The sequence below is a fragment of the Paraburkholderia sp. SSBN10T genome, assembly GCF_056619545.1.
This window is the reverse complement of record NZ_JBWQQI010000006.1, coordinates 239,960-264,523: the sequence shown is the minus strand read 5'-3', so window position 1 is coordinate 264,523 and position 24,564 is coordinate 239,960. Positions and strand designations below refer to the sequence as shown.

The 24,564-nt window shown below is 61.1% G+C and carries 23 protein-coding genes; 9 read left to right on the top strand and 14 right to left on the bottom strand.

The annotated features are described in order from the left end of the window. Positions 1–185 precede the first annotated feature (185 nt). Positions 186–866, top strand: coding sequence for a PspA/IM30 family protein (locus tag AC1ECK_RS12075; protein ID WP_480319239.1), 681 nt, complete (start codon positions 186–188; stop codon positions 864–866). Positions 867–982: 116 nt separating this feature from the next. Next, the gene (locus AC1ECK_RS12070; protein ID WP_480319237.1) at positions 983–2,158 is read left to right on the top strand and encodes a tetratricopeptide repeat protein; all 1,176 of its coding nucleotides are present in this window, start codon (positions 983–985) and stop codon (positions 2,156–2,158) included. Positions 2,159–2,254: 96 nt separating this feature from the next. On the opposite strand, the gene AC1ECK_RS12065 is transcribed toward AC1ECK_RS12070, so the two are convergent. Then, entirely contained in the window at positions 2,255–2,890 is a 636-nt protein-coding gene (locus AC1ECK_RS12065; RefSeq protein WP_480319235.1) for a TetR family transcriptional regulator, read from the bottom strand. 203 nt (positions 2,891–3,093) lie between these two features. Between AC1ECK_RS12065 and AC1ECK_RS12060 the strand changes: the two genes are divergently transcribed. Both AC1ECK_RS12060 and AC1ECK_RS12055 read left to right on the top strand, forming a co-directional pair. Next, complete coding sequence (locus tag AC1ECK_RS12060; protein WP_480319233.1) at positions 3,094–4,605, top strand: flavin-containing monooxygenase; 1,512 nt, start codon at positions 3,094–3,096, stop codon at positions 4,603–4,605. Between the two features lie 53 nt (positions 4,606–4,658). Further along, positions 4,659–5,630, top strand: coding sequence for an alpha/beta fold hydrolase (locus AC1ECK_RS12055; RefSeq protein ID WP_480319231.1), 972 nt, complete (start codon positions 4,659–4,661; stop codon positions 5,628–5,630). A gap of 125 nt (positions 5,631–5,755) precedes the next feature. On the opposite strand, the gene AC1ECK_RS12050 is transcribed toward AC1ECK_RS12055, so the two are convergent. Then, positions 5,756–5,878, bottom strand: coding sequence for a hypothetical protein (locus AC1ECK_RS12050; RefSeq protein ID WP_480319229.1), 123 nt, complete (start codon positions 5,876–5,878; stop codon positions 5,756–5,758). Between the two features lie 191 nt (positions 5,879–6,069). Between AC1ECK_RS12050 and AC1ECK_RS12045 the strand changes: the two genes are divergently transcribed. Then, entirely contained in the window at positions 6,070–7,473 is a 1,404-nt protein-coding gene (locus AC1ECK_RS12045) for a methyl-accepting chemotaxis protein (RefSeq protein WP_480319227.1), read from the top strand. An 881-nt stretch (positions 7,474–8,354) separates the two neighbouring features. Here the strand turns inward: AC1ECK_RS12045 and AC1ECK_RS12040 are convergent. The 4 genes from AC1ECK_RS12040 to AC1ECK_RS12025 form a co-directional block, all read right to left on the bottom strand. Next, the gene (locus AC1ECK_RS12040; RefSeq protein WP_480319225.1) at positions 8,355–9,173 is read right to left on the bottom strand and encodes an ABC transporter permease subunit; all 819 of its coding nucleotides are present in this window, start codon (positions 9,171–9,173) and stop codon (positions 8,355–8,357) included. Then, positions 9,173–10,102, bottom strand: a complete 930-nt coding sequence (locus AC1ECK_RS12035) for an ABC transporter permease subunit (protein ID WP_480319223.1) — start codon at positions 10,100–10,102, stop codon at positions 9,173–9,175. The genes AC1ECK_RS12040 and AC1ECK_RS12035 overlap by 1 nt, the downstream gene beginning before the upstream one ends. Then, complete coding sequence (locus AC1ECK_RS12030; RefSeq protein WP_480319221.1) at positions 10,099–11,265, bottom strand: ABC transporter ATP-binding protein; 1,167 nt, start codon at positions 11,263–11,265, stop codon at positions 10,099–10,101. The genes AC1ECK_RS12035 and AC1ECK_RS12030 overlap by 4 nt, the downstream gene beginning before the upstream one ends. 99 nt (positions 11,266–11,364) lie before the next feature. Further along, positions 11,365–12,465: a polyamine ABC transporter substrate-binding protein gene (locus tag AC1ECK_RS12025; RefSeq protein WP_480319219.1), complete on the bottom strand. Its 1,101-nt coding sequence runs from the start codon at positions 12,463–12,465 to the stop codon at positions 11,365–11,367. A 441-nt stretch (positions 12,466–12,906) separates the two neighbouring features. On the opposite strand from AC1ECK_RS12025, the gene AC1ECK_RS12020 reads away from it, so the two are divergent. Continuing rightward, on the top strand, positions 12,907–13,110 hold the full coding sequence (locus tag AC1ECK_RS12020) for a DUF1289 domain-containing protein (protein WP_480319217.1): 204 nt from the start codon (positions 12,907–12,909) through the stop codon (positions 13,108–13,110). 103 nt (positions 13,111–13,213) lie between these two features. On the opposite strand, the gene AC1ECK_RS12015 is transcribed toward AC1ECK_RS12020, so the two are convergent. Next, on the bottom strand, positions 13,214–13,870 hold the full coding sequence (locus AC1ECK_RS12015) for an OmpW/AlkL family protein (protein WP_480319215.1): 657 nt from the start codon (positions 13,868–13,870) through the stop codon (positions 13,214–13,216). Positions 13,871–13,938: 68 nt separating this feature from the next. Beyond that, on the bottom strand, positions 13,939–15,129 hold the full coding sequence (locus AC1ECK_RS12010) for an NAD(P)H-dependent flavin oxidoreductase (RefSeq protein ID WP_480319213.1): 1,191 nt from the start codon (positions 15,127–15,129) through the stop codon (positions 13,939–13,941). Between the two features lie 420 nt (positions 15,130–15,549). Between AC1ECK_RS12010 and AC1ECK_RS12005 the strand changes: the two genes are divergently transcribed. Together AC1ECK_RS12005 and AC1ECK_RS12000 are read left to right on the top strand one after the other, a co-directional pair. After that, positions 15,550–16,035 carry an Hcp family type VI secretion system effector gene (locus AC1ECK_RS12005; RefSeq protein ID WP_480319211.1) on the top strand — a complete coding sequence of 162 codons (486 nt, stop codon included), beginning with the start codon at positions 15,550–15,552 and terminating at the stop codon, positions 16,033–16,035. A 2-nt stretch (positions 16,036–16,037) separates the two neighbouring features. After that, positions 16,038–16,556 (top strand): DUF2778 domain-containing protein, encoded by a 519-nt coding sequence (locus AC1ECK_RS12000; RefSeq protein WP_480319209.1) that lies wholly within the window; start codon positions 16,038–16,040, stop codon positions 16,554–16,556. A gap of 367 nt (positions 16,557–16,923) precedes the next feature. Here the strand turns inward: AC1ECK_RS12000 and cyoD are convergent, their stop codons facing one another. The 6 genes from cyoD to AC1ECK_RS11970 form a co-directional block, all read right to left on the bottom strand. Continuing rightward, a complete protein-coding gene (gene cyoD / locus AC1ECK_RS11995) occupies positions 16,924–17,259 on the bottom strand; it encodes a cytochrome o ubiquinol oxidase subunit IV (protein WP_480319207.1) in 336 nt (111 codons plus the stop codon). Next, positions 17,260–17,868, bottom strand: coding sequence for a cytochrome o ubiquinol oxidase subunit III (cyoC, locus tag AC1ECK_RS11990; RefSeq protein WP_480319205.1), 609 nt, complete (start codon positions 17,866–17,868; stop codon positions 17,260–17,262). Continuing rightward, entirely contained in the window at positions 17,868–19,877 is a 2,010-nt protein-coding gene (cyoB, locus tag AC1ECK_RS11985) for a cytochrome o ubiquinol oxidase subunit I (protein ID WP_480319203.1), read from the bottom strand. Before cyoB ends, cyoC begins: the two co-directional genes overlap by 1 nt. Positions 19,878–19,880: 3 nt before the next feature. Next, positions 19,881–20,777: a ubiquinol oxidase subunit II gene (gene cyoA / locus AC1ECK_RS11980; protein ID WP_480319201.1), complete on the bottom strand. Its 897-nt coding sequence runs from the start codon at positions 20,775–20,777 to the stop codon at positions 19,881–19,883. A gap of 429 nt (positions 20,778–21,206) precedes the next feature. Then, on the bottom strand, positions 21,207–22,799 hold the full coding sequence (locus AC1ECK_RS11975) for an ABC-F family ATPase (RefSeq protein ID WP_480319199.1): 1,593 nt from the start codon (positions 22,797–22,799) through the stop codon (positions 21,207–21,209). A 143-nt stretch (positions 22,800–22,942) separates the two neighbouring features. Next, complete coding sequence (locus AC1ECK_RS11970) at positions 22,943–23,956, bottom strand: NAD(P)-dependent oxidoreductase (protein WP_480319197.1); 1,014 nt, start codon at positions 23,954–23,956, stop codon at positions 22,943–22,945. 193 nt (positions 23,957–24,149) lie between these two features. On the opposite strand from AC1ECK_RS11970, the gene AC1ECK_RS11965 reads away from it, so the two are divergent. Continuing rightward, positions 24,150–24,356, top strand: coding sequence for a dodecin (locus AC1ECK_RS11965; RefSeq protein ID WP_480319461.1), 207 nt, complete (start codon positions 24,150–24,152; stop codon positions 24,354–24,356). Positions 24,357–24,564: the final 208 nt, after the last annotated feature.

Sequence of the window (24,564 nt, the reverse complement as noted above, 5' to 3'; positions counted from 1 at the left end):
CGGCCTCGCGCCTTGGGCCGCGCGCAAGTCGAACAATTTACGATGCGACTATTGCAATTCGCACGCGTGCCCCGACTTGCGCAGCGGTTGCCCGCGCAAGACTGCGCACGGCAGCGTAAACTAGTTGTGGTAAATGGTTGAACGCGTCAGGTACTCAGCGCCGATTTCATTTTACGGAGGTATTCATGTCGTTAATTGACAGCATCTCGCGCACGCTTAAAGGTCTTCTGAACGACGCCGCCGATTCCGTGCAGGATCCGTCGCGCGACTCGCGTCAGATCGTGCGCGAACTCGACGACAGCATTGCCAAGGCAGAGAACTCGCTGATCGAGATTCAGGCGCAGGTGGCCACCCAGCAAAGCAAGCGTGACGTGGCCGCCGACAAGGCGAAGAAATACGAAGACGGCGCGAAGCGCGCGCTGCAGTCGGGCGACGAAGCGCTCGCCCGCGAAGCGCTCGGCGCCCAGGCCACCGCCGAAGCGGAGCGCGACGCGCTCAGCAAGGAACTCGCGACGCTCGAACCGTCGGTAGATCAACTGAAGAGCCAGATCGACGACATGCGCGGCCGCCGCAACGACCTCAACGCCCGTTCGAACATCCTGCAGGCCAAGCAGCAGATCGCCGAGGCCAAGGACGTCGCAGCGACGGCGCTCGGCGGTATTGGCGGGCGCAATCTCTCCGAAGATTTCCAGAAGCTCGAAGACAAGGTGGCGTTGTCGAACGCGCGCTCCGACGCCCGCCTGAATTCGGCCGACGTGAAAAGCGGCAAGGCACTCGATGACAAGCTCGCCGATCTGAATCGCGGCCCGTCGGTCGAAGATCGTCTCGAAGCGCTGAAGAAGCAATTGAACACGCCGGCCCAGTAAGGCGTCGTCAGGCAGCACACCGGATGTGACGCAGCGCCGGCAATCGTGCGGCGCTGCGTGTCACACCGGAGAATCGATTGACATGGAGACGGGCGTAAAACCGCCCGGTCCGACACATGAAAAAATTTCTCGCAGCCACCTTCGCGTCGCTGATGCTGGTGTCCGCCGCGGCGTTCGCGGTGCCGAGCGTCCAGCAGATCGAATCTGCGATGGCTCAGCGCAACTGGCAACAGGCCGACGCCGGATTGACCGAAGTGCTGCAGGCCCATCCGAACAACGCACGCGCGCACTACCTGTACGCGCAGGTGCTCGATCAGGAAGGCCGCACCGGCGATGCGCTCGCGCAGATCCAGCAGGCCAAGACACTCGATCCGCAAATCCACTTTACCGACCCGACGCGCTTCGCGCAGACCGAAGCCCGCATCCGCCGCGACGCGGAACGCAGTGGCGCGGCAACCGGACACACCAGCAATCCGTTTGCACAACAGAACACGGCGTTGCAGCAGGCCGCGCCGATGGTGCCGCTGGTACCGCAACGGCATGGCCCGTCCATGGGCATGTGGATCGGCATCATCGTGCTGATCGGTGCAATTGCGCTGGTGCTGCGCTGGACCTTGCGGCGCGCCCGCACCCAGGACGACTCGCGCGCCGACGACGATCGCCGCGTCCAGTTGAAGCGCGCAACCGACCTGCTGAACGCCGTGCGCTCGCTAAAGCTCGATGTGAAGCTCTCCACCGCGGTTGGACACGAGGCGCTGGAGAAGGAAGTCGAAGGCACGGAAGAACAGTTGCGCGGCGTCGTCGAGACGCTTTCCAACGGCAAGAATCCGCTGCCGCCGTATCAGCTCGACGAACTGGAGCAACGTGTCGCCAGCCTGAAAGCGCGCGCCGAAGGCCGTCCCGATCCGTACGCGGCCGCCCCGGCCAGCGCGAGCGAATCGGCCTACGCACGCGAAGCGGAACGCTTCGGCAATCCGCCGCAAGCGCCCTATCCGTATCCGCCGCAGCAACAGCCGCAGGTCATCGTGCAGCAAGGCGGCGGCGGTTTCGGCGGCGGCATGGGCGGTCTTCTGACCGGCGTGCTGCTCGGCGAAGCGCTCAATTCGGGTCGTGAACGCGAAGTGATTGTCGACGACGAAAGCCGGCGCCGTCGCAGCGACAACAACGGCAACGACAACAACGATGGCGGCGGTCTCGATTTCGGCCAGGGGTCGAACAACTGGGACGACGGCAGCGGCGGTGGCGGCGTCGACGTGGGCAACGACGACTCGGGCGGCTGGAGCGATACCTGATCGCCGCAGGCGCTGCCTCCACACCTGGCAGCGCTGTTGCAAGCAGCCGGCAATGCTGAAGACAGGCCTCCGTGACGGGGCCTGTTTTTTTATACGCTATTTATGCTGCGCCTCGAGCACCGCGGCGCCGGCAAACAGCCTGACGATAAAGCGCTCCGCGTAGCCGATCAGCGCCTCGCGATGGGCCGCCATGCCGATGTACTCATGCGACAGATGGAACAGTTGCAGCACGATCTGCGTGCAGATCTCGTCCACGCTCGAGCGCGCGAGGGCCGGCATCAGGTTCAGTTGCACGATGTCGTCAGCCATCTCGACCGACACCTCCTGCAGATTCGCGCGCACCGCGTCGCGCAGCGCCGGTGAAGTACCGTGATACTCCGCAAGCGCGCTCAAGAACGCTTCACGATTGTCGAGCGCAAACGCAAAGAATGCCGCGCAGGCACGGCGCGGCACGCTCTGCGGCTCGTCGTGCGCAGCGAGCCAGCGTTCGCGGCGCAGCATCGGCCGCAGACGCCGGCTGACCGATTCGACCGCCTCGCGGGCCAGGTCGTCGAGCGTATCGAAATGCCGGTAGAAGGTATTGGGGTTCAGGCCGGCTTCCCGCGCCACTTCACGCAGACCGAGCGTCGAAAAGTTGCGCCCGCCCGCGGTCAGGCGCAAGGCCGCTTCGATGAGCCGGCGCTTGCCGGGCGCGAAATCAGCATCGAGATCGGATTCGGGAGTGGATTCCATGGGCTTCACAGGCAAAGGGCGCAACACGCCGTCAACGTCTGCACTGTAAACGATCTTGACTCGAAGTGCACAGTTGTCTACTCTGCGCGTTACGAGAGTAGACAACTGTAGACGTCGTGTCCGATATCCCTGTGGGCATCGGCATGCTGTTGATTGCCGCCGCAAACTCTCCCTGCGCCTCACCGACCTGGAGTTCCGATCTTATGCCGTCCCCCTCGCCTGCTACGCCGCGCATCGCCATCGTCGGGAGCGGTTTCTCCGGCATTGGCATGGCGATCCGCCTCAGGCAGATGGGTCTGGAATCGTTCACGATCTACGAGGCGGCAGGCGAAATCGGTGGCACGTGGCGGGACAACACCTATCCCGGCGCTGCGTGCGATGTGCCTTCGCATCTGTATTCGTTTTCGTTCGAGCCCAATCCTGGGTGGTCGCGTGCGTTCGGGCAGCAGCCTGAGATCCTCGCCTATCTGAAGCATTGTGTCCGCAAGTACGGACTCGAGCGCTTCGTGCGCTGTCATGCGCGCGTCGCAACAGCCAGTTTCGATGAGACGCGTCAGGTCTGGCGGCTCGAGATCGAGCATGGCGGCACAGCTCGCCCAGCAGCCGCTTCTTCCCCGGCACGCGAGACGATCGAAGCCGACATCCTGATTGCCGCGAGCGGCCCGCTGTCGCGTCCGGCCATGCCGCAGATCGCCGGGCTCGAACGCTTTGCCGGCAAGCTGTTCCACTCGGCCCGCTGGGACCATGACTACCCACTCGAAGGCAAGCGCGTCGCGGTGATCGGCACCGGCGCGAGCGCCATCCAGTTCGTCCCGAAGATCCAGCCGCGCGTCGCCCAGCTCACGCTGTTCCAGCGCACGGCGCCATGGATCATGCCGAGGCCCGACAAACCGGTCGGCGCGCGAGCGCAATGGTGCTTCCGGCATCTGCCGTTCACGCAGCGCTTCATGCGCAACGCGATCTACTGGCAGCTCGAATCGTGCGCCATCGCGTTCGTCGTCAATCCGAAGCTGATGAAGTATCCGATGAAGTTCGGCCTGAGCTATCTGGAGCGGCGCGTCAAAGATCCGGCGCTGCGCGCCAGGCTGACGCCGAACTACCTACCCGGTTGCAAGCGTGTGCTGCTCTCGAGCGACTACTATCCGGCGCTCGGCCAACCGAACGTGGAAGTGGTAACGGACGCGATCCGCGAGATCGTTGCGGACGGCATCGTCACGGCGGATGGCGTGCATCACGCAGCCGACGCAATCATCTGCGGCACCGGCTTCCAGGTCAACGATGTTGGCGCGCCCTTCGACGTCACCGGCGTAGGCGGCGCGGACCTCAGCGCGCAGTGGCTGCGCGACGGCCCGCAAGCGTATCTGGGCACCAGCGTGGCCGGCTTCCCGAATTTTTTCATGATGGTGGGACCGAACACCGGCCTCGGTCACAACTCGATGATCTACATGATCGAGTCGCAGATCCAATACATTGCCGGGTGCCTGCGCGAGCTGCAGCGGCGCGGCGCCCGCACCATGAACCTGCGGCCCGACGTGCAGCAGGCTTTCAACGAGCGCCTGCAGCAGGACATGCGGCGCTCGGTATGGATGAGCGGCTGCCATAGCTGGTATCAGACGAAGAGCGGCAAGGTCACCGCGATCTGGCCGGGCTTCACCTTCAGCTTCCGCAAGCGCACCCGCCGGGTGCGCGCCGACGAATACCGCTTCGCGCGCTGAGCCCGGCAGCGAGGTGCTTGTGCTTTCGAACCAGAACAATCTTGGAGACAAGCATGGCTAGCATCGATACCGCTCAACCGGCACACGGCACCCGGCTGCCGCCCCGCTCGCTCGCCGCGCGTCTTGGCATCACCAGCGTGCCGCGCGATGCACTGCGAAAGCGCTACACGCAGCACGGCTCCAGGTTCGTCAACATCATGGGCGCAGACGTCCACTATGTCGACGAAGGCAGCGGCGAGTTGCTGGTGATGATTCACGGCTTCGCGTCATCGCTGCATACCTGGGACGGCGTCGCCGAAGAACTGGCGCGCAGCTACCGCGTGATCCGCCTCGACCTGCCGCCGTTCGGCGTGACGGGACCGCTGCGCACCGCCGCAGGGGCGATCGAGACGATGAACATGCCCGCCTACCGGCGCTTTATCGATACCTTCATGCAGGCGCTCGGCATCGGTCGCGCGACGCTGATCGGCAACTCACTCGGCGGTCTGATCTCGTGGGACTACGCGGTGCGGCATCGCGATGCGGTCGAGCGGCTGGTGCTGATCGATTCGGCCGGCTTTCCGATGAAGCTGCCGATTTACATTGGCCTCTTCAACAGCCCACTGGTGCGCATGAGCGCACCGTGGTGGCTGCCCGAGCCGATTATCAAAAGCGCGGTGCGCAACGTGTATGGCGATGCGCGCAGGCTGGCCGCCCTGGTACTGCGGCGCTATATCGAGTTTTTCCATGGCGAAGGTACGCGTGAAGCGATCGGCAAGATGGTGCCGACGCTCGATTTCGCCGATCTCGACACCGACGTCCTGAAGACACTCGACGTGCCGTCGCTGGTGTTGTGGGGCGCGAGAGACCGCTGGATTCCGCCCGCCCACGCGGCGGAGTTCGCGCGGCGCATTCCGGGCGCGCAGTCGGTGATGTACGCGGAGCTTGGCCACATTCCGATGGAGGAAGACCCCGCGCAAGTGCTGGACGACTTGCGGGCGTTTCTCTCGATAGACACCGTGCGCGCGAGGCCCATCACGGCGTGAGCGGCCGCCGCCAGGCCGGTTGATGCAAGAGGCTTACAAAATGTTGCCCGGCACTGGATGCGCCGGGTAGCCCACAAACCGTTTCCGTCAGTCTTTCCGGCCTTGCCGCGGGACTGCCGGCGCGTTCAGCCCCCGCCTCCCAGCAGGCGCAACAGATCCCACAGAAACTTGCACGCCAGCACGATCAGCTCCCACAACTGGTAGAGCTGCTGCCAACCTGCGGCGCACGCAAAGGCTTGAATCATCATTCTGTCGGGCGGTAAAGGTAGCGGTATTGGGGGCGCCGGCCCGCATCAACCATGCCGGCGCCAAGACCTACATCATATCGACCTCGGGATACCCCGTATCAAGTCGTGGGCCGGCGCGCCGACATCAGAGGAAGAAGACGCGGCATCCGTCCTGGGTTACCGCGCCGATATGCGCCATCAAGGAGAGACTCATGACGCGCTTTAGTTTTCGCCGTGCAGGCCGGGCACCGTCGATCGTAAGCGACATCGCCGCGCAGGCAGGCAAGCTGGGCATCGAGATCTGCGACGTGTCGGGCCACGTCGAGGAGGTCGCGGCGCGGGTGCAGCATCAGGCGCAGGTATGCCGCTCGCTGCGCGACGCCGCGGCGCAGACGATGGCCGGGAATCACCGCATCGCGACCGCCGCGCGCGAGATGCGCAACGTCACGACCGAGGTAGCGAGCAGCGTGCAGGAATCGCAGCAGACGCTGGAGGCGTCGCTGGCGGACATTCACGGCCTGGTCGAAGGCGTGACGGTGATCGAGAGCCATATCGGCGCGCTACGGGCCGCGCTGGCGCACGTGAGCCGCGTTTCCGAGGAAATCTCCCTGATTGCGCGGCAAACGCACCTGCTGGCGCTGAACGCGGCGATCGAGGCCGCACGCGCCGGCGACTCGGGCAAGAGTTTCGCGGTGGTGGCGGCTGAAGTGAAGAACCTGTCGGCGAAGACCGCGCAAGCGACAGGACAGATCGAGAGCACGTTGGCGCAACTCACCCAACAAACCGAACAACTGACCAACGAAGGCTCCGAGAACACGGCGCGAGCGCACCGGGTCCGGGAAGGCACGCGCAAGATTGGCGAGGTGGTGCATTCGACGGGCGAAGCGATTACGCAACTGAACGCGGAGGCGGGACAGATTGCGACGCTGACGGGCGAGATCGAGAGTCAGTGCACGGGGCTGGAAGCACAGGTGCTGGAGATGGCGAGCGGTGTGGAGGATTCGAGCGAGAACTTCGTGCAGGCGAAGAACCGGCTGGGCAATCTGCTGGGGGTATCGGAGACGCTGATTGAGCTGACCGCGGCTACGGGCGTGGAGACGACGGACACACGATTTATCGAGGCGGTCCAGGAAACCGCGGCGAAGATCGGCAAGCTGTTCGAGCGCGCGATGGCGAGCGGCGAATTGAGCCAGGCGGACTTGTTCGACCAGACGTATGTGCCGGTGCCGGGGACGAACCCACCGCAGTTCACGACGCGGTTTACCGCGTTTACCGATCGGGTCTTGCCTGCTGTGCAGGAGCCTTTGCTGAAGCTCGATCCACGGGTGGCGTTTTGTGCCGCGGTGGATGCGCGGGGGTATCTGCCGACGCACAATCTGAAGTTTTCCCAGCCGCAGCGCGACGACCCGGTGTGGAATGCGGCGAACTGCCGGAACCGGCGGATGTTCGATGACCGGACTGGGTTGGCTGCTGCGAGCCATACGAAGCCGTTTTTGTTGCAGACTTATCGGCGCGATATGGGGGGCGGGGAATTTGTGCTTATGAAGGATGCGTCGGCGCCTGTTTTTGTTGGGGGGAGGCATTGGGGTGGGGTTCGGATGGGGTATAGGGTTTGAATTTTTTTTTGCCTGCGCGGCGCTTTTGGTGGTTGTTCTTTATGGTGTTGGCCTTTCCTTGTTTTCTTATCGGTCTGTTTGCCTACGGCGTTGGCCTTTCCTTGCTGTGTTATTGGTTTATTAGCGTTGCCCCTGTGCGGGGCGGCACCTACTTTTCTTTGCCGCCGCAAAGAAAAGTAGGCAAAAGAAAGCGGGCTCACACCGCCAGCTTGTAGGTGTCCGCCACTCAGGTCAACACGGAATGGTCCGCACGAGGATCTTTCCTCGCACACTGCCCCTTAGTGACAAGGCCGTCATCCGTTCCAGCGTTGCGCTGCGCGCTCCGCCGAAGGGCATAACTCCTTCTGCATACTCCGTAGGTGTTCCAACGATCTATGGCTTGCTTACTATCGGTACGGTAGCGTCGGCGGCATGCCGGCCGGTCAACCACGTCGCTGATCATGCGCCGAGTGCGGTGCGCTAGCCGGGTGAGGCGGCGTCCATCCCATTGTTCCTGGTGTTGCTGCGCGGCCGGACCATTGGCCGCGAACCCTGGCAACCCCCCTTTCCCTGACAGATCCACTTTCCCAGGCAAACCCGCTTTCCCATGCAAACCCATCCGCGACGCACGCAGTGCGGAGTGGGGTGGATGAGCGCTGTGTCACTACCGGGGGAGATGCGAGGGCAGGTCCTCGTGCGGACCACTCCGCGGTGACCTGAGTGGTGGACATCTACAAGCTGGCGGTGTGAGCCCGCTTTCTTTTGCCTACTTTTCTTTGCGGCGGCAAAGAAAAGTAGGTGCCGCCCCGCACAGGGGCAACGCTAATAAACCAATAACACAGCAAGGAAAGGCCAACACCCTAAAACAAACCACCAAAAGCGCCGCGCAGGCAAAAAAAAAATCAAACCGCCATGACCATCCTCTTCCTCTCACTACGCTGCACAACATGATTCCCAACAACAACCCCAACAGTAACAACAGCAATAAACAAAGTAGCCAACGCATTCATCTCAGGATTCAACCCCAAGCGAACCCGCGAGAACACAACCAGCGGCAAGGTAGTCGACCCAGGCCCCGACAAAAACGCAGAAAGCACAAGATCGTCGATAGACAAAGTAAAAGACAAAAGCCACCCAGCAACAAGAGCCTGCGAAATCAACGGCAACGTAATAAAGAAAAACACCCGCAACGGCGTAGCCCCAAGATCCAGCGCCGCCTCCTCAAGCGACGGATGCAACTCCCGCACCCTCGACTGCACGATGATCGCCACATAAGAAATACACAGCATCACATGCCCGATCCAGATCGTGAACACCCCACGTCCAGCCGGCCAGCCCAGCCATTTCGCCATTTCGATGAAGAGCAGCAGCAGCGAGATCCCCTGAATCACCTCGGGTATCACCAGCGGCGCATTGATCATCCCGGTGTACAACGTGAAGCCCCGAAACCGCCCCATCCGCGCCAGCACAAACCCCGCCCATGTGCCGATAAACACCGACGCAAACGCCGTCATCAAGGCGACTCGCAACGATAGCCACGCCGCCGCAATCAGTTCGTCATCCTGCAGCAGCGCGGCGTACCAACGCGTCGAGAAATGCGTCCACACCGTCACCAGTTGCGATTCGTTGAACGAATACACCACCAGGCTGACGATCGGAATGTACAAAAACAGAAAACCAATCCCAAGCGCAATAATCTGCAAAATCCGGTTCGGCTTCATCAGCGTCGTTCCTCCAGCGCCTTCGCCTGCGAGTACTGGAACAACGCCATCGGCACCAGCAGCAGCAACACCATCGCACACGTCACCGCGGAAGCCATCGGCCAGTCGGCATTGTCGAAGAACTCATTCCACATGACGCGGCCAATCATCAACGTATTCGCTCCGCCCAGCAATTCAGGAATCACGTACTCGCCCACCGCCGGAATGAACACCAGCAGGCAGCCCGCAATGATGCCGTTTTTCGACAACGGCAGCGTAATCTGCCAGAACGCCTTCCATGGCTTGGCGCCGAGGTCGTACGCCGCTTCCAGCAGCGTAATGTCCATCTTCACGAGGTGCGCGTAGAGCGGCATCACCAGAAACGGCAGGTACGAATACACCATGCCGATATAGACCGCGGCGTTGGTGTGATACAGCTCGATCGGCGTATGAATCAGGCCAATCGACATCAGGAAGTTATTCAGCAAACCGTTGTTCTTGAGGATGCCGATCCACGCATAGACGCGAATCAGAAACGACGTCCAGAACGGCAGCATCACCGCCATCATCAGGATGTTGCGGGTGGCCGGGTTCGAGCGCGCAATGTAATACGCCATCGGGTAGCCGAGCAGCAGGCATAGCAGTGTCGAGACGGCCGCCACCACCACTGAATTCACATAGGTCGCGAAGTACAGGCTGTCGGTCAGCAGGAACGCGTAGTGCGACAGGTCCAGGGCGATATGCAGCACGCCGTCCTGGAAGGTGGTCAGTTCCGTGTAGGGCGGAATGCCGAGCTGCAAATCGGCAAAGCTGATCTTCACCACCAGCAGGAACGGCACGAGGAAAAACAGCAGCAGCCAGACGAACGGTCCGGCCACCACGGCGGTGCTGCCCGTCAAGCCGAAGCGCCGCACCGGCCACGACGCAATGGAACTCAGCGCGCTTTTCATGACGTCAGCACCACTCCCGCAGAGGCGCTCCAGCGCACATAGACCTCGTCGCCCCACGTCGGCGGATCGATCTCGGAGAGCGCGAGACTCGTGACGTTCGCCACCACCGTCTTGCCGCTGTCGAGCTTCACGTGATACAGGGAATAGCCGCCCATGTAGGCGATATTCGTGACGACGCCCTTGCCCCAGTTGTAAGCGCCCTCAGGCGGCTTGCGCGTCAGCGCGATCCGCTCGGGCCGCACCGAAATCGTCAGCGGCATGCCGAGCGGTCCGGTAATGCCGTGGCTCACGTAGAGGCGTACCGGCAGGTCGGCGGTTTCGATGAACACGTGATCCGGTTCGTCCTCGACCACCGTGCCGTCGAACAGATTGGTCGAGCCGATGAATTCGGCCGAGAACCGGCTGTTCGGGTACTCGTACACCTCGTGCGGCGTGCCGAGCTGGACGATCTCGCCCTCGCTCATCACCGCGAGGCGCCCGGCCATCGTCATCGCCTCTTCCTGATCGTGGGTCACCATGATGCAGGTGACGCCGACCTTGTCGAGAATGTTGACCAGTTCGATCTGCGTGCGCTGGCGAATCTGCTTGTCGAGCGCCGACATCGGCTCATCGAGCAGCAACAGCTTGGGCCGCTTGATGAGGCTGCGCGCGAGCGCCACCCGCTGCTGCTGGCCGCCCGAGAGCTGATGCGGCTTGCGTTTGGCAAAGCGCCCCATCTGCACCAGATCGAGCACCGCCTGAACGCGCTCCTGCAGTTCGGCCTTCGGCACGCCTTCCTGCTTCAGGCCGAAGGCGACGTTCGCCTCGACCGTCATGTGCGGAAACAGCGCGTACGACTGGAACATCATGTTGACCGGCCGGCGATACGGCGGCATCTGCGCGAGATCCTCGCCGTCGATCAGGATCTTGCCCGAGGTCACGCTCTCGAGGCCCGCCAGCATCCGCAAGAGCGTCGACTTGCCGCAGCCGGAACTGCCCAGCAGCGCAAACAACTCGCCCTTCTTCACCGACAGGCTGACCTGCTTGACCGCAACCGTCTCGCCGAACTTCTTGACGACATCGACGATCTGCACGAAGTTTTCCGCTGCGTCGTTCGCAACGGCATAGCTGCCCGGGGACGGCGCGCCGGCCCTCGCCAGCGCACCCGACTGGTCACTGCTCATGATTTGCTACTTCACTCCCGCGTTTGACGAACAAAGCCCCCGGTGGACACCGGGGGCTTCAGAATGATGCCTGGCTGCTGATCATTGCGGCCGCAAGCGTCAGCGGCCGGACTTGAATTCGGTCCACAGCCGCGTCTGCAGGCGCTGGATTTCCGGCGGCAGCGGCTTCAGCAGGAACAGCGTCTTGATGACGTCAGGCGGCGGATAGACGGCCGGATCGTTCGCCACGTCCTTGTCCACATACTTGCGCGCTTCCAGATTCGCGCTCGGGTAGTAGACCTCGTTGGTGATCGCGGCATGGACCTGCGGCGTCTCGATGTAGTTGATCCACTCGAGCGCGGCTTCCTTGTTCTTCGCGTCCTTCGGAATCGCCATCACGTCGAACCAGACCGGCGCGCCGCCCTTCGGAATGTAGTACTCGATCTTGTACGGCTTCTTCGCTTCGACGGCGCGATGCTTGGCGATCACCACGTCGCCCGACCAGCCATAGGCAAAGCAGACGTCGCCGCCCACCAGGTCGTTGATGTAGCCCGACGAGTTGAACTGCGTGATGTACGGGCGGATCTTCTTCATCATCTCGAGCGCGGCACGATAGTCGGCCGGGTTCGTGCTCATCGGATCCTTGCCGATGTAGTGCAGCGCGGCCGCAAACATCTGGTCGGGTGCGTCGAGCACCGAAACGCCGCACGTCTTCAGTTTCGAAATGTATTCGGGCTTGAACAGGATGTCCCAGTTGTTCAGCGGCACGTCCTTGCCGAGGATCTGTTGGGCTTTGGTGACGTTATAGCCGAGACCCGTCGTACCGTAGGCCCACGGATCGGCATATTTGTTGCCCGGATCGGCACCGGCGACGAGCGCCATCAGCGACGGATCAAGGTATTTCTGATTGGGCAGCTTGGATTTGTCGAGCGGGGCGAAAATACCGGCGGCAATCTGCTTGCCGGCGTAGTTGCTGGTCGGCACGACGATGTCATAGCCGGAATTGCCTGTGAGCAGTTTGGCCTGCAGCGTGTCGTCGCTGTCGTAGTTGTCGTATTTGACCTGAACGCCGGTCTGCTTGGTGAAGTTCGGGATTGTGTCCTTGGCGATGTAATCGGACCAGTTGTATACGTTCAATTGCGTATCTTTTGCTGCCGCCGTCAGCCAAGGCGTCGCACACAGCACCAGCGCCGCCAGTCGGCGCACCACCAGTTTTTTCATCCCGTTCTCCGATCCTGTCGGCTTTGGCCGACCGTCCACTCCACGCGCCGCGGCGCACCGCCCGCGGTCCCCTGAAAAACCCGAAAACTACCACTAATTATTGCGCGCTTCAAAAAAAATACCAGGCTGTCGCACAAAGGGTACAGCGTATGAGACTTGCGCGGCCACGCCAGCTTGCCGTATGAAGACAAAATTGCGCGCAATTTTAGCGGGTTATCGGCACATGTCTATATGGAAAAAAACCTGCTCGGCTGGACCGCTTTTTAGGTGCCGTGCATAGATGGATCACGGCGGACGATGAAGCCAATTTGTAAGAAAGACCCAATCAATCGAAGCGCCTCCGTCGTGCCGGGTCAGCCGGCGCAGCGGCTTGGCCCGGAACGAAGTTCCGGCATCGGTTAACATAGCCGCACCTTTTCGCTTCCCGTTCCAAGGTTTTCGATGGCTTCGAATCTCCACGCTCTCCCGGATAGCCCGTGTATCGGCGTCTGCTCCACGCTTTTCGACGAAGTCTGCAAGGGCTGCGGACGCACGGCGGCCGAGGTGTCGAACTGGGTTTTCCTGACCGATGAGGAAAAGCGCGCGGTGTGGGTGCGCATCGAACAGGAGGGCACGGCGATGCGTTTCAAGTACGACAAGCTGTGAGGCGCGCCCTGTCCTGATCCGCCGCGCGAATCGGACGCACCAAGAAAAAACGCCGGGATACCCGGCGTCGTGTCCTGCTGGTGCTGCTGGTGTTGCTGTCTGGTCAGAAGCGCATGCCGACGCCGAGCCCCACCACCACGGGATCGATATCGAGCCGGCCCAGCGATGTGCCGCCGAGCGAAGCGTCCGTTCTCATCCAGATTTTCTTGATATCCGCGTTGACGAACAGCGACTTGGTGATCTGTACGTCGACACCTGCCTGCACCGCCGGCCCGAAGCTGTGGTTGGTGATCGAAATCGGCTGGCCACCGACGTTCAGGCCATTGTTGTAGAAATACGTGTAGTTGACACCCGCGCCGAGGTACGGCCGGATGCGGCCCTGATGGTTGAAGTGGTATTGCAGCAGCAAGGTAGGCGGCAAAACGTTCACGCCGCCCAGATTGCCGAGGCTCGACGTCAACTGATGGCGCGAGGTGCCGAGAATCAGTTCGACGCCGAGATAATCGCGGATCATGTAGGTCAGATCCAGTTCCGGCACGGTCGCATTGTTGACGCCCACATTCAGCGCCGAGAGCGTGTTGCTGGTGGACACGTTCGGGACGATGCTGATGGCCCGCAAACGCACCAGCACGTCGCCCGCATGGATGCCGCTGATGTCGTCGTCGCCGGCAGCACGAGCCTGCGACATGGCAAGTCCCAGACCCAGCAGGCAAGAGGCGATTGCTGCGGCCTTGATGGTGGTTTTGATCTTGTTCTTCATGTTGATCCCCGGTCGTTGATAGCTGCGGGAATTGTCGATTGTCCGAACCATCCCCGCGTTGACCCTGGTCAACCAAGCGAAAACGCCCAACGCCCCGCGACAGCCGGTCGCGCCACGCCGGTCAGCAGCAACTCGATCAGATCGTGCACGCTGTGAATCGCATTGCCGAACGGCAGTGCCGCGCGGCCACGGAAGAACAGCCCATTGGCGACGTCGCCGCGCAACGCCGCGGCGAGCCGGGTGTCGATACAGAAGTGCCCGAACTTTTCGATGCCGTCGCGCAAGCCGCACACACTCAGGCATTCGAGCGCGGTGGGACAAGCGTTCTTCAAGGTGCCGAGCTTGTCGCGAATGCGCGTCTCGTTGCGCAGATAGCGCATCAGCCAAGGCGTCTTCACGGCGCGCGCCGGCAGCCCGGTGACGCTGACGAATTCGACGATGTCCTCCGGGTTCGCCTCCGCCAACACGCGTTTGAAGTTGGGATGGGCGTCGCCCTCTTCGGTCACCGCAAACGGGGTGCCGAGTTGCACCCCGTTCGCGCCCATACTGAGCCAGGCGCGCACGGCCTCGTGGCTGTTGATGCCGCCCGCCACGATCAGCGGCACGTCCTGCCGGCTCAGACCGAGCGAGGCGAAGACCGGCTCCAGTTCTTCGAACACCCGCGCGAAGTCGAAGCGCCGATCGTGCATGTCCGCGAGGTTCGTCACACCGAGGTGGCCACCGGCGTGCGCCGGGTGCTCGATCACGATCGCGTCGGGCAAGCGCCCCTTCTTCAACCACTTCTTCAGCACGAGGGCGATGCCGCGGCTGTCGGAGAGAATCGGGATCAACGCGATATCATGGCCTTGCGTCAGGTCCGGCAAGTCAAGCGGCAGACCGGCGCCCATCACGATCGCGTCCGCGCCGTTCTCGCAGGCGACCCGCACATAGTCGGCGTGGGCATTGACCGCCTTCATCACGTTGACTGCGATCATGCCGCGCCCTTCGCTCAGTGCCCGGGCTGCGTGGATCTCGCGTGCCAGGGCGGTGAGATTGGCCGCCTCGAGCGTCGCGCGCGCCGGATTCGCCCGGCATTGTTCGATCAGGTCGGCATGATGGTGGCGCAGATCGATGCTGGCGATGGTGCCCAGCGCGCCTTCGCGCGCCACGCTGCCGGCCAGCCGGTGCGCCGAGATGCCGACGCCCATGCCGCCCTGAACGATCGGCAGCAGCGTACGGCCGCGAATGACCAAGGGTGCAAAGGAATGAGAAGAGTACATGTTGCCCCGCGTCGACGAGATAAAACGTCGATATTCGCCAATGGCGCCGAGTGCACATTGAGACACATCAAGCAAAACGAGGGTGCACCGGGTCGAATACGTGGCCGCTTGACCGGCGTCATGGAGGGCTTAATGTCGTGGCCGGGACGGCGCCTCGTATATGGCCGTTCAAGCCGGCTTGTCGGGCTTGGATTGCATCGACTTGCACTTGGAGACACGCTTCGTGCGCTCCGGCCTTGGTGCCCGGGACCAAGCTCGCCGTATTTCACGTGTGACGCAGCGGGCTTTTTCACGCGTCCCTTGCGTGCCATCAAACGATCGGCGCACTCCTGGCAGTTCTTTACAGTTGCTTTCTTCACTCGTGTTTGTATAGCCGTCGCAAATCGCAACTAACCCATTTAACAGGGGACTCAAACCGACATGGCTATTCCAGCGTATATGTGGCTTAAGGACGATGGCGGAGCAGATATCAAAGGCTCCGTCACGGTTCACGGACGTGAGGGAAGTATCGAAGTAATCGGATTCGGCCACGGCATGAATCTGCCGATCGACAACAATACCGGGAGCATTACCGGCTCGCGCAACCATTCCCCGATGTATATCGAAAAAGAGTTTGACGCCTCCAGCCCGCATCTATACAAAGCCGTTGCCACAGGAAAAACATTGCAATCCGCAGAATTGAAATGGTATCGAATCAACAATGCGGGGCAAGAAGAGGTCTATTTCATCATGTTGCTGGAGGGGGTAAAGGTGGCCGGAGTCAACCCCGGAATGGCAAACACCAAACTTGATGCAATGTCTCAACTCAATCATGTAGAGTCGGTCGCGTTAATGTATGAGCGCATTACGTGGCACTATACCGATGGCAACATCAAGTTCACGGACAGCTGGAATGAGCGGTCCTGATCATGGCGTTAAAAGGAAAATTCGTCGTCAACAACCAACCATTCTCGTCCCTCGTCATCTGTGGGGTAGGAACGTTCCAGGCTTTCTCAGGGAACAACATCTACCGCAATCGGAGCGGCTGCACGGCCATTCGCAACAATGGTCCTATTCCTGCTGGAAAATACTGGATCGTCGATCGCCCTAAAGGAGGTATTCGTTCACAGATGGAAGCGTGGATCAAAGACTCAGCCAACGCCTTGACCGGCAAACCATCCCATCACGACGAGTGGTTTGCTCTTTACCGCGATGACGGCCAGATTGATGACTGGACCTGGATAAACGGCATGAAACGTGGAAATTTCCGACTTCATCCTGCTGGTGGTCGAGGGGCCTCACTTGGCTGCATAACCCTGCCAAGTTACGCCGATTTTCAGCGAATACGGTATGCGCTGCTACATACGAGCACTATTCCTGCACGCAATTCAGGTCTGAATGCGTACGGCTGGATCGAGGTAATCGCAAATGGCAATACTTGTCCGTAGTCTTATTAAGATCCTCTTTTTCTTCATCCTATTCTTTCTGTCCATCAGATATATTTATTCTTTGTTGCTCTTTTTCCCGCCATGGAATCAACATTACTCGTATTCCGTCTCCGAATTTTTAGGATTTCACGATATCGAGTTTTTTGATGCACTCTTTGGCATGACTACAAGTGTGATCATAGCCAGCATCGAGTATATTCTGATCATGAAAATCTGGCGGGCGTACAGGAAACATAGCATTTCCTGATGAATGCGACACGGGATGCCATCGAGAACTCGACGGCATCCCGTTCGTTATCCTTCACATGCGTCGCCTGCTCCCTCGCAAGCACAACGCCACCGATCTGCGACGCAAGCGACCACGCGCCTAACGCGACATCATATTCATGCTGACGTTATGCATCACCCACATCGTCCCGCCGATCAGGATAAGCGCGGCTACTGCCGTATAGCAAAGCGCCATCACATTCCAGCGTTGGCCCGACGATGTATTCAGATGCAGAAAGAACACCAGATGAACCACGATCTGCACGAACGCCAACACGGCGAGGGCAACCATCCCCGCCTGCGAAGACAAACCTGTGCGTAGCATGACAAGCCCGAACGACGCGGCCGTCAGCAGCACCGCCAGTACAAACCCGGCCACGTAGCCGAACGCACTGCCGTGCGCTTCCTCTTCATGAAGCGATTGCGTATGAGCCATTTAGAGCACGCTCCCAAGATAGACAAATGAAAACACGCAGATCCATACGATATCCAGAAAGTGCCAGAAGAGGCTCAGGCACGCGAGGCGCGTAATTTCGCGCTCGGACATCTCGGGCTTGAGGACAATCTGCACGGCGAGCACGAGCATCCAGATCAGGCCCACGGTCACGTGCAAGCCGTGCGTACCAACAAGCGTGAAGAAGGACGACAGAAACGCGCTACGGCTCGGCCCCGCACCTTCGGCGATCAGGTGCGAAAACTCCTGCACTTCGAACCAGAGAAACGCCAGACCCAGGACAAACGTGATCGCCAGCCACCCGAGTACGACACCCGACTTGCGCTTGTGCGCACCCAGCATTGCGAAACCGTAGGTGATACTGCTCAGCAGCAGCACCGCCGTCTCCATCGCGACACCCGGGATGTCAAACAGATCCTTGCCGCTCGGCCCGCCGGCAAACTGGTGCGCCATGACGGCGAACACGGCGAATAGCGACGCGAACAGCACGCAGTCGGTCATCAGATAAAGCCAGAACCCAAACACCGAGTGGGATGGCGCGTGCTCGCGTTCCAGCTCGCCTGGCACGGCGAGATAAGTGTTCTGCGACATCAGTTGACCTCCGCAGCGGCAAGCCGCCCGTCATGCTTCGTTGTGCTTGCCCTGCCGCCCTGCTCTTCGATCTCGCGGACCGTTTCAGCCGGGATGTAATAGCCACCGTTCTCGCCGAAGCTGCGCCCGATCACCGTCGCCATGATGGCGACAAGCGCTGCCACAGCGAGCCATGTGATATGCCAGACCCCGGCAAAGCCAAGCAACAGGCTGAACATGCCGATTAAGAAACCGGCGCTGGTATTCGACGGCATATGGATCTCGCGATACACAGCCTCCTTGCCGAGGCCCTGCCCGGTTTCCTTCATGTGCGCGAATGCGTCGAGCTCGTGCACGACAGGGATCGTGGCGAAGTTGTAGACCGGCGGCGGCGACGACGTAGCCCATTCCAGCGTGCGGCCATCCCACGGATCGCCCGTGACGTCGCGGTACTCCGGCCGCTTGCGATTGCGCACGCTGACGACCACCTGCAACACCTGGCAGACCACACCCAGCGCGATCAACGCCACGCCGCAGGCCGCTACGATCAGGTATGGATGCCACGCCGGGTTGTCATAGTGATTCAGGCGGCGCGTCATGCCCATGAAGCCCAGCACATAAAGCGGCATGAACGACACATAGAAGCCGACAAACCAGAACCAGAACGCGGCCTTGCCGAGTTTCTCGTTCAGCTTGATGCCGAACACCTTCGGGAACCAGTAGTGAACGCCGGCCAGGTAGCCGAACACCACGCCACCGATAATCGCGTTATGGAAGTGGGCGATCAGGAACAGGCTGTTGTGCAGCACGAAGTCCGCGCCGGGAATGGCCATCATCACGCCGGTCATGCCACCAATCGTGAAGGTGACCATGAAGCCGATCGTCCACAGCACCGGCGTGGTGAATTCAAGGCGGCCGCGATAGATCGTGAACAGCCAGTTGAATATCTTCACCCCAGTCGGAATGGCAATGACCATGGTCATAATGCCGAAGAACGCATTGACGTCCGCGCCTGAGCCCATCGTGAAGAAGTGATGCAGCCAGACGAGGAACGCCAGCACCGTGATCACGCACGTGGCGTAGACCATGGTCTTGTAGCCGAACAACGGCTTCTTTGCGAACGTCGCAATCACTTCCGAATAGATGCCGAACGCCGGCAGAACCAGAATGTAGACCTCGGGGTGGCCCCAGGCCCAGATCAGGTTCAGATACATCATGGCGTTGCCGCCGCCGTCATTCGTGAAGAAATGCATGCCGGCGTAGCGGTCCAGACCGAGCAGCGCGAGCGCAATGGTCAGGATCGGGAACGTCGCCATGATCAGCACGTTCGAGCACAAGGCGGTCCACGTGAATACCGGCATTTTCATCAGCGACATGCCGGGCGCGCGCATCCGGATGATGGTGACGAAGAAGTTGATGGCGGTGATCAGCGTGCCGACGCCGGACAACTGCAGACTCCAGATGTAGTAATCCACCCCCACGCCCGGACTGAACTGAAGCTCCGAGAGCGGCGGATACGCGAGCCAGCCGACCTGCGCAAACTCGCCGATCACGAGCGACAGATTGATCAGGATGGCGCTGATTGCGGTCATCCAGAACGAGAGCGAGTTCAGGAATGGGAACGCCACGTCGCGCGCGCCGATCTGCAGCGGCACGATCAGATTGAACAGGCCCACCATCAACGCCATCGCCATGAAGAAGATCATGATGACGCCGTGCGCCGTGAAGATCTGGTCGTAGTGATGCGGCGGCAGATAACCCGGCGAGTCATAGGCGAGCGCCAGTTGCAGGCGCATCATGACCGCATCGGCAAAGCCGCGCAGCAGCATCAGGACGGCGACCACGATATACATCACGCCGATCTTCTTGTGATCGACGCTGGTGAGCCACTCGCTCCACAGCCATTTCCATTTGCCGAACCAGGTCAACGCACCGGCCGTGGCAAAGACAATGACCACCATCAAAGCGCCCGCGCCCATGATAATGGGCTGATCGAACGGAATCGCCGAAAGTGTCAGTTTTCCGAACATGTGTTACCCCTTTGTACTGCAATTGCTGTTCTGCAGATCGAGAACGTGGCCGTTGTTGTACTTCGCGATGATGTTGTGGAACAGCTTCGGATCGACCGATGAGAAGTAGCGCACCGGCTCTTTCTCGCTCGGCTGCGCCACCGTGTTGTATTCGTTCATGTCGAGCCGGCCGGACGACGCCTTGACCTTTTCCACCCATGCATTGAACTGCTCCGGATTCGTGGCGAGCGCACGGAACTTCATGTCGGAAAAGCCCTTGCCGCTGAAATTGGCCGACACGCCGGCGTAATCGCCGGCCTCGTCCGCGACGAGGTGCAACTGCGTCTGCATGCCGGCCATGGCGTAGATCTGACTGCCCAACTGCGGAATGAAGAACGAGTTCATGACCGAATCCGACGTGATCAGGAAATTAACTGGCGTACCCACCGGGAAAGCCAGTTGATTGACCGATGCGATGCCGAGATCCGGATAAATGAAGAGCCATTTCCAGTCGAGCGCGACTACTTCGACCCTGATCGGCTTCACGGCCGACTGGATCGGCTTGTAGGGATCGAGTTCGTGCGTGGTCCGCCACGTCAACACCCCTAGGCACAGGATGATGATGGAGGGCACCGTCCAGATGACTACTTCAATTGCCGTGGAGTGCGCCCATTTCGGCGCGTAGGTCGCGTTGCGGTTGCTAGCCCGGTAGCGCCAGGCGAACCAGAGGGTCATCAGAATGACCGGCACGACTACCAGCAACATGGTGAACGTCGCTGTGCCGATCAGCGATTTCTCCGCCGCCCCGATGCTACCTTTCGGATCGAGCACGTCGAGCTTGCTGCAGCCGGAAAGACATGCCGCCAGCGCGGCCCCGACCGGCATCCACATCCTGTTGTCAAAGACTCTAGTTCTCATCATATTTGCCTGCTTTTCATTGAGTCATCCCGAAATCCGCTGCGGCTTCGCAACACCGAAACCACGCGGTTAAATACGCACGCCGCCGGATTCTACGAGTGAAGGCTCAGGCGAAATTTGATCCTGGCCAAGAAACATGCAGAGGATCTGTGATTTTGTGGGGAGGTGCGGATGACGCATGCAGGACGCGATGCTGCGCAGGGCCGAAAGATGGCGCTCACGCGCTAGAAGGCGATGGAAATGCGTGGAGAAAAGGCAGCAACACGTTTGCCGGCAAAGTGCTCGGCACGCAACGGAGGGGGATTGGTGAAGGAAACAGCCGGGAGGGAATCGGGATGCGATTGGATCGCGCTATTGCAGGATCCGCGTTGTCCCCATCATGAGGTCATGAATGGGGACAACGCGGTTACATCATGAGTGGATTGCCGCTGCTTACTGCACGCCCTGGCTAGCCAGGAAGTCCTCGTAATTACCACCGAAGTCATACAGCGTACCATCCGTGCGCACCTCGATGATCCGGTTCGCCAGACCACTCACAAACTCCCGGTCGTGCGACACGAAAATCAGCGTGCCTTCGTACTTGTCGAGCGCGATCTGCAGCGATTCGATCGATTCCATGTCCATGTGGTTGGTCGGCTCGTCCATCAGCAGCACGTTGTGGCGGCCCAGCATCAGCTTGCCCCAGATCATGCGACCCTTCTCGCCGCCCGAGAGCACCTTGACCGACTTGCGGATGTCGTCCGCATTGAACAGCAGCCGGCCCAGCGTGCCGCGCACCATCTGCTCGTCGTCGCCTTCCTTGCGGTAGGTGTCGATCCAGTCCATCAGCGTGACGTCGTCCGGAAACTCTTCGTACGTGTCCTGCGGCATGTAGCCGATGTTGGCGTTTTCAGCCCACTTGACCGTGCCGTGATCGGTCTTCACGCCCCCCTGCAGCGAACGCAGCAGCGTTGTCTTGCCGGCGCCGTTCTGGCCGATGATGGCGATCCGCTCACCCGGCTGCACGCTGATGCTGAAGTTGCTGAAAATCGTGCGCTCATACTTCTTCGTGATGGTGTCGGCCACCACCGCGATGTTGTGCAGCTTCTTCTCGTATTCGAAGCGGATGAACGGGTTCTGCCGCGACGACGGCTTGAATTCCTCGATCTTGATCTTGTCGATCATCTTCAGACGGCTGGTGGCCTGGCGCGCCTTCGACTTGTTCGCCGAGAAGCGGCGCACGAAGTCCTGCAGGTCGGCCACGCGCTCCTTCGCCTTGGCGTTGGCATTCTGCTGACGCTCGCGCGCCTGCGTGCTGGCCAGCATGTAGTCGTCGTAGTTGCCCGGGTAGACCTTCAGCGTGCCGTAGTCCATGTCCGCCATGTGCGTGCAGACCTGGTTCAGGAAGTGACGATCGTGCGAGATGATGATCATCGTCGAGTTGTACTGGTTGAGCATGTCTTCCAGCCAACGGATCGAGTTGATGTCCAGGTTGTTGGTCGGCTCGTCCAGCAGCAGCACGTCCGGCTTCGAGAACAGCGCCTGTGCAAGCAGCACGCGCAGCTTCCAGCCAGGCGCCACGTTGCTCATCGGGCCGTTGTGGTCTTCGATCGCGATGCCGATGCCGAGCAGCAGCTCGCCCGCACGCGCTTCGGCAGTGTAGCCGTCGTATTCGGCGAACTTCGCTTCGAGTTCGGCGGCGTGCATATAGTCGTCGTCGGTCGCCTCCGGATTCGCGTAGATGGCGTCGCGCTCGGTCATGGCGGCCCACATTTCGGTGTGGCCCATCATCACGACGTCGAGCACGCGCACGTCTTCATACGCGAACTGGTCCTGGCGCAGCTTGCCGAGGCGCACGTTCGGTTCGAGCATCACGTTGCCCGAGCTCGACTCGAGATCGCCACCGAGGATCTTCATGAAGGTGGATTTGCCGCAGCCGTTCGCGCCAATCAGGCCATAGCGGTTCCCTTCCCCGAATTTGACCGAGATATTCTCGAAGAGGGGCTTAGGCCCGAATTGCATGGTGATATTTGCGGTAGACAGCACGGCGCGTCCTTTGAATGAATTTGCGGCGAACAACCCATTATTTTAGCAGGTTATCAAGATGTTAGCCCGCACGGGCGCCTTGATTTCCTGCAACGCCGGTTCGGCCGCGCTTCATCTGCCATTCATCTGCCCATTACCCAACATTACCCGCCATTAGCCGGTCCGCTGGCGCCACGCGGCGTCTGCAAGACATCGATAAATGCCGACAGATCCGCCTCCGCGAGCCCCATTGCAACACCCAGTCGCAGCAGTTGCTGCACGGTGGCCGAGACTGGCATCGGCGTGCCGGTTTCCCATGCCGTCGCCGCGACCGTGTCGACATCTTTCTGGAAGGTCCGGAAGGCGCCGATCGGCGGCAGGCCGGCCTGCGTCATGCGCGGCACGAAGGTTTGCAGCAGCACCGAATCGGCCCAGCCGCCGGCGAGCGCCTCGGTCAACCGGGTGGCGTCGATGCCGCTGCGCTGCGCGAGACTCACGGCCTCGGCGATGGCGGCAACGGTCGAAGTGACGATGGCCTGATTGCACAGTTTGGCGGTCTGGCCCGCGCCGGCTGCGCCCATGTGAGTCACGCGCGCGGCATAGGCGGTGAGCAATGGCGTGACGGCTGCGACATCCGCCGCTGTGCCGCCTGCCATCACAGCCAGCGTGCCGGCCACTGCGCCCGCCACACCGCCGGAAACGGGGGCATCGACCCAGCCCACGCCGACGGCCGCCGCGCGCTGCGCGAGGGCGCGCGTGGCCGCAGGCGGAATGCTCGAGTGATCGACGATCAAGCGCAGGCGCTTCGCAGCGGCGTTGCTGCTGCCGGCGCTGCCGCTTGTGATGCGACTTTCGCCATGGATCTGATGGCCCTCGCCGCTGTCCTCGCTGTCCTCGCTGTCCTCGCTGCTCCCGCCGCTCCCGCCCTCACCGCCCAGCAAACCGGCCGCGCTGAACACCACCTCCTCGACCGCAGCCGCATCCGCCACGCACAGCAGCACCACCTCGACGCGCGCGGCCAGTTCGCGCGGCGTATCGACCATCTGCGCGCCCGCCTCGACTAACGCCTCGGCCTTGGCCCGCGTGCGATTCCAGACGTGCACGGCGTGTCCCGCGCGCAGCAGATGCCGAATCATCGGCGCGCCCATCAGGCCCGGGCCGCAAAAACCAATTTCCACTCTGATTGCCTCGTAATCACGTTGTATTGGCACATTGGGGCCGCCACTCGTGCGGAACCCCGCTGCCGATCATACCGGCAGCCCTGCATCAGGAGATACCGGACATGCGATGTCCACCATGACCCGGCGGCGCGCATGACGCGCGATTGCCTATACTTTTTTCACACACCTGAAGAAGAAGGAGGAGAACATGATGAAAGACCATGTCTACAAGCAGATCGAGTTGACCGGCTCCTCGACCAAGTCGAGCGACGATGCGATCCGCACCGCGATTGAAAAAGCATCGAAGACCCTGCGCAATCTGCATTGGTTCGAAGTGACCGAAACGCGGGGCCAGATTGAGGACGACAAGGTCGTGCATTGGCAGGTGACCATCAAGGTCGGTTTGCGAATCGAATAAGCACAGGCGGCAAAAACGAAAAAAAGCTGCGTCCGCGAGGACGCAGCCCTTAAAGCAGCGGTTCTGCAACCGCCGCCTGGTCGATTGTTCGCGCCAACCCGCCGCGCCGTGCCGAGGAGCCGCCGCGCTATGCCGCCGAGGCCCACTTCCGCACCCGGCGTCAAGCAGGCATCAAACAGACATCAAGCGGACGCAAGCGACATCAGCC